Genomic DNA, 14,810 nt, shown 5'->3' with positions numbered 1-14,810 from the left:
GCAATTTGCGTAAGCAAATTGATTACTTCGTAAGCATACGCTCCATTCATTCAGCCTGCCGCGCCACACGATCCTTTACTTCATCCGGCATCGGACCATAGTGAAGCTCCATCGTCATCGGCGCATGCTGGGACAGCAGCCGATACATCTGCATCCGTCCATGGTTACTGGACGTATGCAGATACACTTCCTGCGGCCAAATCTGCTCACTTACCATATATTCAACGACATCGAGACCGGTAGGCTCACCGTAGCCAAGATCGAAATCGAGAGATAAAATGCCGATCGTCAGCTCTTTGAGCATCAGCTTGCATTCCTCCGCATTACGAGCGAGAATAAAGCCCGCCGGACATGCCCGATAGTCGTCCAGATATAGATGATTCACTGCTTTGTTCCCCATTCCTTCATCCGCACCAACTGACTAACATGAGAGCCCGTCCCGTCTGTCGGCGTCTCTAGAATAAACGGAATTTGTGCAAGCGCTGGCTCTGTCAGCATCCAACGAAGCCCCGCCTCTCCGATTCGTCCCTCGCCAATGACAGCATGTCGATCCCGTCGCAAACCCGAATCATACATGCTGTCGTTAAAATGAATCGCTGCAATATGCGGTAATACCCCTAACTCTGCTGCTTTCGTCAGCCACGGAGCTTCGGGCTCGCCGTTCCAACCACCACTGGCGAACAAGTGACATGTATCAAGGCAGAAGCCGATCTGCTCCGGCTGCCGGCACAGCTTCCGTATCGTGGCCAGCTCCTCGAATGTCGTTCCCATGAAAGCATGGTCGCCTGCCTGATTCTCAATCAGCAGCTTCGTATTTCCTGACCATCTGCTCGTCACTTCGTCCAGTGTCGCGATGATGTGCTTATAACCAACGAGCGGCTCTACACCTTTGTAAATGCCGAAATGGACTACAATGCCGATCGAGCCGCAGCTCTGCGCAATGTCCAGATCATTGAGCAGCGACTCCACGGTACGCGATCGCTGACTCAGATCCTCGGCTGCCAAGTTCGTCGGGTATGGCGTATGCGCAATGGACACCATTCCATGCTCTGCACAATAAGCCGCACACCGCTCCGCATCCGCACGGTCGAATGATTTTACAGACAACCCACGCGGATTTTTCGGAAAATATTGAAACGACGTCGCCCCAGCTTCTGCCGCTCGCACGGCAGCCGCCCGATAGCCTCCACGTGTGCTTACATGGCAGCCGTAGCTCATGGCTACACCTCAGGTTGGCATGTCGGGCAGTAAAATACTTTCTTAGCGGCAACCTCTGTCTGTTCGATCGCGGTTCCACATCTCAAGCAGGGCTCGCCACCGCGATCATAGACGCGGCATTGCTCGTTAAAGCCGCCCGTCAACTTATCTTCGCGCGTGAATGGCTCTTCCATATAACCGCCAAAAGAAGTTGCTTCACGAAGCACGGACTGCATCGCACGGAACAGCCGCTCCCAATCTTCATCTTGGAGTGCAGGAATACGCACACTCGGACGAATCGATGCAGCGAAGCAGATCTCGTCCGCATAGCAGTTGCCGATCCCTGCAATGGTATGCTGGTCAACAAGCGCCGGTTTCAGTGCGCCGCGCTTGCCTTTGAACCGCGCCTTGAAATTATCGACTGTCAGTCGAGCATCCAGCGGCTCTGGCCCAAGCTCTTGGAAGCGATCAATCGCTTCCTTCGCCGTCAGCAGATGCACATAACCAAGGCGCAGCCCGATGCCGAACAGCTTCTGCTCGCCAAAGGACAGTTCCACTTGAACGGTGCGATCCGGTCGGTCCTCGTCATCCCCGTAATAGAGGGAACCGCCTAGCATGAGATGAATGACGAGACGGCGTCCATCATCCAGATGCAGCAGCAGATGCTTGCCTCTGCGTTCAACGAACCAGACTACGCGCCCCACAACAGCTTCAATGAACTGTTCTGACGGCATATTAATTGTTTTGTCGCGAGTAACGACTGCGCCCGTTATCGTTTTGCCGGCAATCCGCTCCGACAGCAGATTGCGATACGTTTCCATTTCAGGCAGCTCCGGCATTCATCATCTTCCTTCCTGTCCGTACGTACGTTTGCTTCTCTTATTGCCTGATTCGTTCCAATATATACGAGCCGAGTTCATCCAGATCCGCGCACACGACATCAGCACGGCAGCCAGCCTTCTCTGCGTACATTTCCATGTTCTCGGCTGTCGTCAAACCAGTCAATACAAGTGCTGTTCCACAGCCTGCCGCTTTACCTGCACCGATATCCGTTGCTAAATTATCGCCAACAACCCATGTCTCCTCTGCGCTGGCACCTAGTCGTTTAAGCGCGTAGTTCATTAGAATAGTCGATGGCTTGCCGATTACGATCGGCGCCTGCCCGCTTGCAGCTTGAATCATTGCTCCAATCGAGCCTGCCCCTGGAATCAATCCATGCTCCGATGGGAGCAGCAGATCGGGGTTTGTCATGACGAACTTTGCGCCTTTCAGCAACTGATCTACCGCACCTGCTACCTTCGCATAGGTCAGCTCACGATCAATGCCCTGCAGTACGATATCTGCTCCGGTTTCAACTGGTTCCAGACCTGCATTCATTGCCGCTTCGCGCAAACCCTTTTCCCCAATAATGTAGACCCGTGCACCTGGATGGTTCGTTGCTACATATTCAGCTGCCGCGCTCGCGGATGTACATACATCCTCGGGCGTTGCTGGGAGCCCCATACCGCGCAGTCGAGCCGCGAAGGCATCCGGCGTAAGGGTCGAATTGTTCGTCACGTAACGGAACGGTATGTTATTGTCGATCAGCAATTGCATCAAGTGGTCCGCACCTTGAATCATCACATTGCCATGGTAGAGCGTTCCGTCGAGATCGAGCAGAACCCCTTTTATTGGTCGCAGTTGAGTTGTCATACCGAACCCTCGCCTGCCTTCGATTGCAGAATACGGTCAATCCAGCGCTCCACAATAACGCCGTCGTTCAGTGTCGGTGCAATATCGGACCAACGATCATCACCAGATAGGCGAAGAATGAAATGATGAAGAGCACCAAAATGATTATCTACGGAGAAGCCCATCGTCGACTTCTCGTCTGGAATGAGTGCCAAGGATGAAGGCTCTGGCCTTGCACCGAGACTGCCTTTCAGCAAATGAACCGCTGGAACCGCGTCGCGCTCCAGATCACAGGTGATCGAACCGCGCGTACCAACAATTTGAATATCGAATGCATCCGAGCCCAGCGCAACCCGCGATACTTCCGCCATACCATTAATGCCGGAGGAAGTCGTCAGGTGAATAATCGCCCAGTCATCTACGTTTACATCAACAAGCTCTGTACTGCCCGCGGCCGATGGCCGGCGCTTTACATGCGTATGTACGCGACCTTCTGCGTGTTCAATATCCCCGAACCAGTAACGGAACAGATCAAGCGCATGCACGCCTAGGTCGCTAATAGCGCCGCCGCCCGTCATTTTGCTATCCAGCCGCCAGCTGATTGGACGATCGGCACTCAAATAACCGGAACGACGATAAGCGATTTTACATTGTAAAATATCACCGACAACCTGCTCGCGCACCAGCTCACGAATACGCATTGCTGCAGGATGGTAGCGGAACGTAAATGCCAGCTGCTGCATAAGACCGAATTCGGTCACCGCTGCTTCCAGAGCTTCGGATTCCGAATACTTATCCGTAACAGGCTTCTCACAATAGATCGCTTTGCCACCAGCGATAGCTGCTCGCGCGTCAGCGTCATGGCGATTGTTCGGCGAGCATATATCAATAACTTGTACGAGCTCATCCGCAGCCGCTTCTGCTACCGTCGACACCACGCGTCGGAAGCCGATTGCTTCTGCCTGCGCACGGTTCTTCTCCGGATCGCGCGTAATGAGCGTATCAAGCACAGGCAATGCCGGTATTTGCTTAATGATTGGCAGCGCACGAAGCGCTGTCATATGAGTCTTCGCTATATTTCCGAAGCCGCTGAATGCGAATCGGATCGTTGTCATGATGTTTTCCCCCTACTGCAGTCACTTCAGCCGTACGACTAATCTCCTATCCCAATGAAGTTCGGCCTTCTGCCACAATACCATAGCTGATCGCCTGTTGCCAAGTTCAGCCTACCTTATTCCTCCCTGCTTGGGAGGATTCTAGGGGCTCTGCCCCTTGGACCCCGTTTCCTGGACCCCGGAAGGGGCTGGTGGCGAGACAGACGAGCGGGCAAGATACTAGCGCTGCGAATCGCGTGCCCTTGTGGGGCAAGCTTACTTGTGTGCGTGACTTGCGGGACTTGCGGGAATGCGTGATTGCGTATCAGCGATGTAAACCATATTGGGTGTACAGACAAAAATAAGCGTTGTAAGACAACACTTAGTTTTGTCTAGTCTATGAAGTGGCGAGTTTAAGTAATGCGCATCATTACTTAAATCCTCACGAGATACTGTTTTTCGTGCTGTTTGTCGCATTAGGTGCAGTTTCACATTACTTAATCATTGGTGGAGGTGCGAATGAGAGGGTTAGGTGTGGATTTACTACACTTAACTCCCGAACGAATTATCCCCGAATGGCACCGTAACGCGCTATGTTTCTGGAACTGTGTCAGTCTCCGTGTCGAGCACTAGTACTAGTGCTGCTCACGGTATACTTCAATCTCACTTCTCTGCTTTGCGCATCAGACGGTCTAGTCGGTGGCGCAGCGCGTCGATTTCCTTGCGCCGCTTGCTGTCTGCTCGGCCGCTGAGCGGCTGTTCGAGCGCTAACTCTAGTGCCGAGCGCGCGTAAGTCAGCGCTTGAGGTATATCCTTTGTTTTATGCTCGTAGTACATCGACAGTTCGATATGCGCATCCCAATCCGAGATCGCATTTCGTTCGGCGGCATGGGCGGCTTTTTGCCATAAGGAGATTGCATCTTCCCACTGTCCAAGCCGTTTATCGCGTTCTGCAAGTCGATTCCAAACTGAAGGCGATGCTTCCTGCACACGTCTGACACCAGCAAGCAGCGGTGCTGCAGAGTGCTCCTCGCCCATTCGTTCCAGCCACAGCCCTGTCCGGACAAGCTCCTCCGGCTCCGTTGGCATCGGAACGGCGGTGCCGATCCGTCCGGCTAATAGATGGCCGAATCGAATAGCTAGCGCTGCAAGCGACAGCATATCGATCTCATTATGGCGGAACACATCAAGCAGCGGCTTCGGATCACCATCCGCCAAGTAAGCGAAGTATCTCCCTGGCGCTTCCGAACCCGGAAGATCGTCCTCCCGGAATACGCCAAGCCTTTCCTCTTCCACATAGCTCAACTTACAGGACACGAGTGTATTGCGCCAGATGCTGCGCGAAGGATGTAGAAAATCAAGATGAAGCGGCTCCCATACCTTGCTGCCGAATCCATTCATGATGAAGCGGCTTTGAATGAGCGGCCAATCAAACGTTCTTCCATTATAAGTGACGAGGTAATGGTACTTCGGCAGCCGAGCCTTCAGATCTGCAAGCATCGCCCGCTCCTCCGCCGGATGTCGAATGATCGATTGACGGACAATATAATGGTCCCCCTCGAAGTACGCAATACCGAGCATGAAAGGAACGTTGCCCGTGCCAGCGCCAAGTCCTGTCGTTTCGAGATCAAGGAACAACACATTGTCCGGCCTGAGCGGAACAAACGTCGAAGGTACGGCCCCTTTGGCTGCTGCCCCCATCACCTGCTCATCTCCGTGGAAAGCGGTCAGCGCATTCACAGCGTTTCCCCACTCCGCGAATGCATGGTGTCCATGATGGTAGTCCAGCGGATACCGGATTTCCTTCGCTAGAAACTCACCCATTTCATTGCGGACGAGGCGCACATCATACGGCGCCCACTCAGGCGGCGACTCCGATTCGCTCTCATCTTGTTCGATCGGAGCATCCTCAACAGTAGTGCCTTCTTCCACCTCACACTGCTCTTCCGAACAGTTCTGAACAAACTTTTCTTGAGCCTCCACATACCCATTCTCTTCAACAACAGCTTCGCTCGCCGCATTCGTCGTCCCATTCTCTTTATCAGCTATTGAAGGCTCCGCCGCTGCTGTATTCCCTCGAAGCCGATTGAACCGATCGCGAAAAGCACTCATCGTCCAGCACCCGCTTCCTCCAACAGCTGCAGTGCCTGCGCCTTGCCGAGCAGACCAACCTCTTCGATCGGACCAACACATGCCGGGCAACCACTCAAGCAAGTGCAATTGCTAATGAGACGATGCGCTCGACCGAGCAATTCATCGTGAACCTCATACAGCCGCTCGCTCAATCCGATACCGCCTGGGTAACGATCATAGAAGTAAATCGTAGGCCGCTGCGTATGGATGGCTTTGACCTGTGGAACGACTCGAATATCGAGCGGGTCGCACATCAGATAAACCGGCGCGATGTGAACGAGCACGTTCGCGAGTCCGAGCAGCGCGCACTGCATTTCGTTCGTCCCTTTCCCCTTCGCCGCTTCCTCGCTAAAGGAGAACCAGTAACCGCTCGTATGCAGCTCTTCCTCCGGTAGATGGATGGGGCCTGAGCCGATATTTTCGTGAGTGCGCAATCGGATTTTTTTGAAAATCGTCGCCTTCGCATTAACGGTCACTTCGCCATACGTCCGTACGATCTCGCCGCTTGTCTTCTCTTTGTCCGCATGCAGCACCTTCAGTTCGACAGCCATGTTCGCATCGGTATAGTAATCAACATCTACCTCGCGCACGTACGCTTTCTTCTCATGGTAGTCGAGCTTCTCCACCTGATATTGCACACCTTCATGAATGTAGATCGCTTCGTCGTGGATGAGCGTAGGCGCACTGAAGCGGTCCACTTCGCCGAGCACACGGCTGCCTTCCGTCATATCGATGATGATAAAGTTCTCTTGTGCCGCCGATCGGAGCGAAATGCCATGAGCCGGGAACGACTGCTCCATCCAGTACCAGCGACTGCCCGTACGATGCAAGACCTTCTCGTCGACGAGAAACTCGAGCATATCCTCCAGATTCTCCGAACCGAACGTCTCTCCCAATTCGAATGGCAGTTCGTAAGCTGCGCATTTCACATGGTCGATCAGAATAAGCAGGTTATCAGGGTGAATGAGTGCACGTTCCGGCGGCCGATTGAAGAAATAGTCCGGATTTTGAATAATATATTGATCCAGCGGGTTGCTGCTTGCGACCATGAACGTAACCGAGCTCGTCTTCCGACGTCCAGCGCGGCCCGACTGCTGCCAAGTGCTCGCAACCGTACCTGGATAACCATTCAGTACGCACGCCTGCAACTGCCCGATATCAATCCCGAGCTCCAGCGCATTCGTGCTGACAACGCCGCGGATTTCACCGCTGCGGAGACCCTTCTCGATCTCGCGCCGCAGCTTCGGTAGATAGCCTCCACGATAACCGCGAATCGTTTTGTCTCCGATCTTGTCCCGCACCAGCTCCTGCAAGTACGTCAGCAGCAGCTCCACTCGCACACGGCTGCGCGCGAACACGATCGTCTGCACGCCCTGTCGGAGCAGCATGCCTGCCAGCTTGCGCGTCTCTAGCACACTGCTGCGGCGTATGCCAAGCTGCTGATTCACAACCGGCGGATTATAAAAAATAAAATGCTTCTCGCCCATCGGCGCACCATTATCGTTCACAAGAGTTACAGACTCTCCGATGAGCCGCTCCGCGTGCTCTTTCGGATTGTCGATCGTCGCCGAGGCGCAAATGAACTGCGGCGACGAGCCGTAGAAGCGGCAAATCCGCTTCAAGCGGCGAATGACATTCGCCACATGGCTGCCGAATACACCGCGGTATGCATGCAGCTCGTCGATGACGATGTAGCGAATATTCTCGAACAGCTTCACCCACTTCGTATGGTGAGGCAGGATCGCCGAATGCAGCATATCGGGATTCGTCACCACAATATGACCTGCGTTACGTATCGCTGTCCGCACCGTTGGCGGCGTATCCCCATCATACGTATGCGTCTTAATATCGACTTCCATAATGTCCGCCAGCTTCTGCAGCTCCGCCACCTGATCTTGTGCGAGCGCCTTCGTTGGGAACATATATAAAGCGCGTCCGTCACTGTTCTCAAGCAGCGACTGTAACACGGGCAGGTTGTAGCACATCGTCTTGCCTGATGCGGTTGGCGTGACGGCGACAACATGGTCGCCTGCCCGCACAGCGCCGTAGGACTTCGCCTGATGCACATACAGATCCTCAATTCCGCGAGAGCGCAGCGCTTCCTTCAGCTCAGGTGCCAAATCATTCGGCAGCGGTGAAGTACGCGCATCTCGCGGCGGAATCGTATGCCAATGCGTCACATTGTCCATCAGCTCCGGCTCTTTCTTCAGCTCCTCCAACCATTCCTCGAGATCTCTCGCCCGTCCCGTCCATTGATTCATTCTGATTCCTCCGCTCCACCGAACGCCATAGTCTATCCCATATTGTACAGAATGCATGTTCGGCTGGCAATGGAAACGATGGACAGACAGGCGAAGCAGCAATTGCCCGCCAGGCGTGAGCCTATGGCGGGCTTATCAATTCACCACTGTACTTATACTAGAAACCTCAAGTGATCAATCCTAATACGCTAACGTCACACATATGGCGGCTCCCACGTCTTTTTGTCCCAGCCCAGCTTCGTATTCTGAACCATCATATTGCGATCCAACGTAACAGCCGCGGTATAAGGCAGCTTGTCGTTGCTCCAGAACCGAAGATCACTCCACGTTACTTCGTATCCGTCCAGCTTCTCCTGCACTTGCACATGAACGTTCGTTGCGAAAGCGAGGAACGCGCGGACGCCGTCCGTCTGCATCGTTGCAAGAGCTGGCTCTGTGCCGCTTAACGAGGAAGTTTTAGCAATTGTTGATTCACGCACGATGCCTCGACTGCTGATTGTGCCCGCTTCATAGCTATCAGGCCCTTCAGCGACGAACTGCCATGCTCGGCCGGACATTAGCGGCAGCAGCGATACGCGGGACCGATTTCCTAAAGCTTTGCGCAGTTTGCGCTGCCACCGTATCCGCTCTAACAACCGCCAACCTACATATAGGATCGTCAGTCCGTATAAGATTTCGAACACGGTACCCATTATCGAATTTGCAAGACCCGAGAGCCACAACAGTCCACACAGCAGATGCGAACCGAAAATGTACGGATCGAATAAGCACAACGAGTCAAGATGCAGCCAGCGCCTCGTGAACGGACGCAAGCATTGCACACCATATCCGTTGAATAGATCAAGCGTAACGTGAAAGCAGACTGCGAGGAACGCCCACAGCATAAGCAATCCAAGGTGATCCATTGTTCCGAACAGCCACGCCATCGGCCAGCCAATAAGGAGTGCCCAGACGAATGGCGCTGGAAGCGAGTGAGTGATACCACGGTGTACCCGTAGATAAGTCGTTTGTCCTTTCAATCGAGCGACGGCATCCAGATCGGGCGCATGACTGCCCAGCATTGAAGCGGCAATGAGCGCATGTTGAAGTGTCGGATCGGCAGCGACTGCCGGGATAGCTAGTGATGCACCTGCAAGCGTAAACCCAAGGAGCAGATGACTTGCTGTATCCATAACGATCTTCCTCCCACACGAAAGTATCTGCTACACGACCTATGCTAAGGGAGAACCGTTAACGTATTGTTTGCGGATTCTATCGAAATTGTAAGGATCAAATATGCGTATAAATTGGCAAATGCTGTGCATCTTAAGCTAGGGCTCGATGATCATAAATCGCGGCACCTAATAACTCACCTATAATGGAGGCTTTATACCATGGCACCAAAACCAGATGACAGAAGCAACAACGCAGAACGCATTCGCGAAGCAATTCAGAATACGCAAGACAATCTGCGTGAGTCCGAAGACTACCTCGATGAGCATGCAGAAGAGATTGCACCTAGCGAGCTGAACGCATTGAAGCAAAAGAACCATGGCCGCCAAGCTGCAATCGCCGGCTTTGAGAGCGAATTGGAAGACGAAGAACCGTTCGAGTCCTAAACCGACACCTACCCTCATCATGACAAAAAAGGCTGTTCGTATCGCAGACGCACCGTCGCGATTATCGAACAGCCTTTCTATTCTCTAACAGATGTCTTCCTTACGTTCGCATCGCTTAGCTCAGCTCCTGCACGGTATCGCAAACACGTCTCCGTCGCTTGCCGCGTCCGACGCCGGGAATATCGTTCGTGCTTCATCGGCCAGCCGATTCGCATCAGCAAGCTCATATCGCGAGCTAAAATGCGTCATCACCAGCTTATGCGCACCTGCACGCTTCGCCGTTTCTGCAGCTTGCAGCGTTGTTGAATGCCCATAGGCTTCCGCCTTCTCTTCAAGCCCCCCGCCAAACGTTGCTTCATGCACGAGCAGATCCGCATCCTGCGCCAGCTTCACTGCTCCCTCGCAGGGCTTCGTATCGCCTAATATCGTTACGATTCGCCCGCGAATGCTCGGTCCCCTTACATCTTTCGCGCAAACGGTTCTTCCATCCGGCAGCTCAACGTCTTGACCGGCCTTGAGGCGTCCATACAACGGTCCCGCAGGCACCTCGGCTGCTTGCAGCTTCTCAACATCTAGACGACCAGCACGGTCGCACTCGATGATCCGATAGCCGAAGCATGGCACTCGATGCTCCAGCGCCGCAGCCTCCACTCGAAAATGTCCATCGTCGAACAATACACCTTCAACCGTTTCAACATAATGAATGTCATACACGATATGCGTGCCGCTCAGCTCGAACAACGTCTCGATCATCTTCTGTAAGCCTGGCGGTCCATAAATCGTTACAGCGTCCGTACCGCCATCATACGCACGTGTGCTAAGCAATCCCGGCAAGCCGAATACATGGTCACCGTGCAAGTGGCTGATGAAAATACGATCGATCCGGTTCAGCTTGATCGGCGTATCAAGAAGCTTATGCTGCGTCCCTTCCCCCGCATCGAACAGCCATACCGATGGTGATGGGGCTGGCAGCCGCAATGCCATAGATGTCACGTTGCGAAGCCGACTCGGCCTCCCGGCTCCCGTTCCTAAAAAAGTAAGCTCCAAGCGTTTCCGTTCTCCTTCCCGACGTTCAACGTTGTTATTGCTTCGTACCTATTGAAAAGTATGGCATGCGTGGCAAGCAACCATACACTTTCCGGTTATGTTCCTTCCAGCCTGAATCGATGGTTCATCTGAACCTCATATGTAGTAAAATGCCCCCGAGCCAGCCGCCTTGCAGGCGGCGCCCGGAGGCAAACGTTAATGTGATTAATTAAGCTTTGTCTACGTTAAAGTAACGCGCTTCTGGATGGGCGAATACCATCGCCGATACCGAAGCTTCCGGCTCCATCATGAATTCCTCGGTCAGCTGTACGCCGATATCCTCAGGCTTCATAAGAGCGAACAGCGGTCCTTGATCCTCGAGGTTCGGGCACGCCGGATAACCGAACGATACGCGAATACCGGTGTAGCGAGCACCATGGCGCTGTGCCATCGTCATGTCGACCGGGTCAGAGATGCCCCAGATGTCGCGCATGATATGGTGAACGCGCTCTGCAAGACCCTCTGCAAGCTCGATTGCAGTCGCTTGGATCGCATGCGAGAGCAAGTAGTCGCCATTGTCCTTGTACGCTTCTGCACGTTCACGGATGCCGTGGCCTGCCGTTACGACGAGGAAGCCGACATAGTCCATCTCGCCGCTTTCCTTCGAACGCAGGAAGTCTGCCAAGCACAGGTATGGCTCTACGTTCTGACGAGGGAACGAATAGCGGTGAAGCACCTTCGAATGATCCGCTGGGTCGTAGATGATAATATCGTTGCCTTCCGATTGAGCTGGGAAGAAGCGATACATCGCGTGCGTTTTGATCGAACCGTTCACTGCAGCATCACGAATAATGCCGTCAACCGTTTCCTTCAACTGTGCAGCCTTTGCATCTCCCGATGCAAGAAGCTTATCGTAGTTGCCTTTCAAGCCAAGGTGGTGACCCATCAGCGTCTGCATATTCACATATGGAACGACCTGAGTAACCGGAATGTTACGAAGTACGTGACGCTCCAAATCTGGCGGAACCATGACGGGCACGTCTGTTCTGACATTGGAACGAACCGCTCTGGTCAGCTCTGGCATAACCTTCGGCTCTTCTACAATGCCGAAGCCTGCTGCGCGCAGCTCCGCATGCTCGGATTCAATCCGTTCACGGTGCGTTGGATCGACGAGCTTGTTCGCAATATCCAGACCGTCCATCGCATCCTTCGCATACAGGACGAGGCCATCATATTCAGGTGCGATACGTGTCTTCGTGAACTTACGCGTCAACGCAGCTCCACCGACGAGAATCGGCGCATCGATGCCAGCGGAACGCAAGTCCTGCGCCGTCACGACCATCTGAGCAGCAGATTTAACGAGCAGACCGGACAAACCAATCGCGTCTGCCTTCTCTTTGCGGTAGGCTTCGATCAACTGCTCAGGCGGTACCTTGATGCCGAGGTTAATGATTTTGTAACCATTGTTAGACAAAATAATCTCGACAAGGTTTTTACCGATATCGTGTACGTCACCTTTAACTGTCGCGAGAATGATTTTACCCTTAACAGAGGATTCTTCCTTCTCCATGAACTGCTCGAGATGCGCAACCGATGCCTTCATGACCTCGGCGCTCTGCAGCACCTCCGCAACGATCAGCTCATTGCCATTGAACAGACGACCGACCTCTTCCATGCCCGCCATGAGTGGACCGTTAATAATCGCAAGCGGCGCATATTTGGTCAGCGCTTCATCCAGATCGGGAATGAGACCTTCCTTCGTACCCTCAATGATATAAGAAGCAAGTCGCTCCTCCAGCGTCAGGTTCGTCGCTTTCTCCTTCTTCACAACCGTCTTATCACGGAACGCCGCAACGAACGCCGCAAGCGTCTCGTCATTCGTATTGAAGATGAGATCTTCTGCGAGTTTGCGCTCAACTGGATCAATCGAAGCATAACGTTCGATTTTCTCCGAGTTTACGATCGCATAGTCGAGACCCGCTTTCGTACATTCGTACAAGTAAACCGAGTTCAGGACCTCGCGGCCAGCTGGCGGCAGACCGAATGAAATGTTCGAAAGACCAAGGATCGTCTTCGCACGCGGATACTTCGCTTTAATCATCCGAATGCCTTCGATTGTCTCGACCGAGGAACCGATATATTGCGGGTCGCCGGAGCCAACCGGGAACATGTTCGGGTCAAAAATAATATCGTCAGGCGTTACGCCATATTTGTTCACAAGCAGATCATATGCACGGTCCGCAACTTCCATCTTCGCCTCACGCGATACCGCTTGGCCGCGTTCGTCGATCAGGATACATACAACGGCAGCGCCGTACTTATGCATAAGAGGAACGATTTTCTCGAACTTCGATTCGCCGTCCTCTAAGTTAATGGAGTTGATAATTGCTTTACCTTGCGAATATTTGAGCCCAAGCTCAATAATATGATCATAGGTCGAGTCGAGCATGAGCGGCGCTTTAATCTTCTTCACAACTTGTGGAATGAACTGATGAACCGCATATTCTTCATCCACGTCCGTATCCTGCAAGTTGATGTCGATGATCTGAGCGCCATTCTTCACCTGCGAGCGTGCGATCTCAGAAGCTTCATCGAACGACCCTTCTTTAATCAGCCGTTTGAAACGAAGCGAGCCCGAGATGTTCGTCCGTTCGCCGACCATGATCGGACGGATTGCATCTTCAATATAGACCGTGTCGATACCTGTAACTGCCGGCAAGTGTTCGCCATTCTTGCTGCGCGGCGGGAACTTCGCCATTGTCTCTGCCATTGCCTTAATATGCGCTGGCGTCGTACCACAGCAGCCGCCTGCAACATTCAGCCAGCCGCTCTCTGCGAAACCTGCCATCTTAGCAGCCAGCGAGTCCGGCGTCTCATGATATTGTCCGTTCTCGTCCGGAAGACCGGCGTTCGGATAGCAGCTAATCGCTGCTGACGAAATCTCATGCAGCGTTCGAATATGGTCACGCATGAATTCTGGGCCAGTCGCGCAGTTCAGACCGATCGAGATTGGCTTCAAATGCTCAAGCGACAGGTAGAACGATTCAATCGTTTGGCCTGCAAGCGTTGTACCCATTGGCTCGATCGTACCGGAGATCATGATCGGAAGATCTATGCCACTCTCCTCAATCGCTTGACGAATACCGATACCGCCAGCTTTAACGTTCAGCGTATCTTGGCTCGTCTCGAGCAGCAGCGCGTCAACGCCAGCTTCGATCAAGGCGAGCGCTTGCTCATAGTAGCTTTCAACAAGCTCATCGAACGTTACACCGCCGGTTACCGACAGCGTCTTCGTCGTTGGTCCCATCGCACCTGCCACATAACGCGGCTTGTCAGGCGTCGAATATTTATTTGCTGCCTCTACAGCCAGCTTAGCTGCTACAAGGTTCAGCTCGCGTGCTTTTTCGGGAATATCATATTCTTGCAGTACGACGCTCGTGGAACCGAACGTATTCGTCTCCAGAATATCGGCGCCTGCCTCCAAGTATTGTTCATGTATCAATCGAATGACATCAGGACGCGTCAATACGAGAATTTCGTTACAGCCTTCAAGCTCATCGCCGCCAAAATCCTCAGCGGTCAGATCCGCTTGCTGGATCATCGTACCCATCGCGCCGTCCATAATCAAAATTCGTTCCTGCATCAATTGCTTCAAGTCGGGTTTCGTCATGCCAACATCACTTCGCTTTCGACAAAAATCATTACCTTACAGTCTAACAGAAACCTGACAATCAGAAAAGGACAATCAGTCGACAGGCACTTTATTTTGCTTTATAATCTAGAAGATTTAGGCAGTTTCCAACCACATAAGAACGAAGTCGCTACCTAAT

General features: G+C 53.1%; 11 protein-coding genes. 1 reads left to right on the top strand and 10 read right to left on the bottom strand.

Annotated elements, in window-relative coordinates:
• Positions 1-46 precede the first annotated feature (46 nt).
• The 8 genes from DFQ01_RS16070 to DFQ01_RS16035 form a co-directional block, all read right to left on the bottom strand.
• Complete coding sequence (locus DFQ01_RS16070; RefSeq protein WP_110045023.1) at positions 47-385, bottom strand: cyclic-phosphate processing receiver domain-containing protein; 339 nt, start codon at positions 383-385, stop codon at positions 47-49.
• On the bottom strand, positions 382-1,218 hold the full coding sequence (locus tag DFQ01_RS16065) for a deoxyribonuclease IV (RefSeq protein WP_110044913.1): 837 nt from the start codon (positions 1,216-1,218) through the stop codon (positions 382-384). The genes DFQ01_RS16070 and DFQ01_RS16065 overlap by 4 nt, the downstream gene beginning before the upstream one ends.
• 2 nt (positions 1,219-1,220) lie before the next feature.
• Positions 1,221-2,036, bottom strand: a complete 816-nt coding sequence (locus DFQ01_RS16060; RefSeq protein ID WP_110044912.1) for an Fpg/Nei family DNA glycosylase — start codon at positions 2,034-2,036, stop codon at positions 1,221-1,223.
• A 40-nt stretch (positions 2,037-2,076) separates the two neighbouring features.
• Positions 2,077-2,889, bottom strand: a complete 813-nt coding sequence (locus DFQ01_RS16055) for an HAD-IIA family hydrolase (protein ID WP_174812654.1) — start codon at positions 2,887-2,889, stop codon at positions 2,077-2,079.
• On the bottom strand, positions 2,886-3,983 hold the full coding sequence (locus DFQ01_RS16050; protein WP_110044911.1) for a Gfo/Idh/MocA family protein: 1,098 nt from the start codon (positions 3,981-3,983) through the stop codon (positions 2,886-2,888). The genes DFQ01_RS16055 and DFQ01_RS16050 overlap by 4 nt, the downstream gene beginning before the upstream one ends.
• Positions 3,984-4,625: 642 nt before the next feature.
• On the bottom strand, positions 4,626-6,074 hold the full coding sequence (locus DFQ01_RS16045; RefSeq protein WP_110044910.1) for a ribonuclease H-like domain-containing protein: 1,449 nt from the start codon (positions 6,072-6,074) through the stop codon (positions 4,626-4,628).
• A complete protein-coding gene (locus DFQ01_RS16040) occupies positions 6,071-8,356 on the bottom strand; it encodes a DEAD/DEAH box helicase (protein ID WP_110044909.1) in 2,286 nt (761 codons plus the stop codon). The genes DFQ01_RS16045 and DFQ01_RS16040 overlap by 4 nt, the downstream gene beginning before the upstream one ends.
• A 194-nt stretch (positions 8,357-8,550) precedes the next feature.
• Positions 8,551-9,528 carry a metal-dependent hydrolase gene (locus DFQ01_RS16035; protein WP_110044908.1) on the bottom strand — a complete coding sequence of 326 codons (978 nt, stop codon included), beginning with the start codon at positions 9,526-9,528 and terminating at the stop codon, positions 8,551-8,553.
• A gap of 201 nt (positions 9,529-9,729) precedes the next feature.
• On the opposite strand from DFQ01_RS16035, the gene tlp reads away from it, so the two are divergent.
• Positions 9,730-9,954: a small acid-soluble spore protein Tlp gene (gene tlp / locus DFQ01_RS16030; RefSeq protein ID WP_110044907.1), complete on the top strand. Its 225-nt coding sequence runs from the start codon at positions 9,730-9,732 to the stop codon at positions 9,952-9,954.
• Between the two features lie 120 nt (positions 9,955-10,074).
• Here the strand turns inward: tlp and rnz are convergent, their stop codons facing one another.
• Complete coding sequence (gene rnz / locus DFQ01_RS16025; protein WP_110044906.1) at positions 10,075-11,001, bottom strand: ribonuclease Z; 927 nt, start codon at positions 10,999-11,001, stop codon at positions 10,075-10,077.
• A gap of 208 nt (positions 11,002-11,209) precedes the next feature.
• Positions 11,210-14,650: a methionine synthase gene (metH, locus tag DFQ01_RS16020; protein ID WP_110044905.1), complete on the bottom strand. Its 3,441-nt coding sequence runs from the start codon at positions 14,648-14,650 to the stop codon at positions 11,210-11,212.
• Positions 14,651-14,810 lie beyond the last annotated feature (160 nt).

The organism is Paenibacillus cellulosilyticus (assembly GCF_003182255.1).
GTDB lineage: Bacteria > Bacillota > Bacilli > Paenibacillales > Paenibacillaceae > Paenibacillus_T > Paenibacillus_T cellulosilyticus.
Note: the sequence above shows the minus strand (reverse complement) of the source record. Positions and strands in the feature narration are given on the sequence as shown.

Bases quoted from the DNA above. Each gene is read 5' to 3' on its own strand.
- DFQ01_RS16065 (WP_110044913.1), bottom strand. From the start codon at position 1,218: ATGAGCTACGGCTGCCATGTAAGCACACGTGGAGGCTATCGGGCGGCT.
- DFQ01_RS16060 (WP_110044912.1), bottom strand. From the start codon at position 2,036: ATGCCGGAGCTGCCTGAAATGGAAACGTATCGCAATCTGCTGTCGGAG.
- DFQ01_RS16055 (WP_174812654.1), bottom strand. From the start codon at position 2,889: ATGACAACTCAACTGCGACCAATAAAAGGGGTTCTGCTCGATCTCGAC.
- DFQ01_RS16050 (WP_110044911.1), bottom strand. From the start codon at position 3,983: ATGACAACGATCCGATTCGCATTCAGCGGCTTCGGAAATATAGCGAAG.
- DFQ01_RS16045 (WP_110044910.1), bottom strand. From the start codon at position 6,074: ATGAGTGCTTTTCGCGATCGGTTCAATCGGCTTCGAGGGAATACAGCA.
- DFQ01_RS16040 (WP_110044909.1), bottom strand. From the start codon at position 8,356: ATGAATCAATGGACGGGACGGGCGAGAGATCTCGAGGAATGGTTGGAG.
- DFQ01_RS16035 (WP_110044908.1), bottom strand. From the start codon at position 9,528: ATGGATACAGCAAGTCATCTGCTCCTTGGGTTTACGCTTGCAGGTGCA.
- tlp (WP_110044907.1), top strand. From the start codon at position 9,730: ATGGCACCAAAACCAGATGACAGAAGCAACAACGCAGAACGCATTCGC.
- metH (WP_110044905.1), bottom strand. From the start codon at position 14,650: ATGACGAAACCCGACTTGAAGCAATTGATGCAGGAACGAATTTTGATT.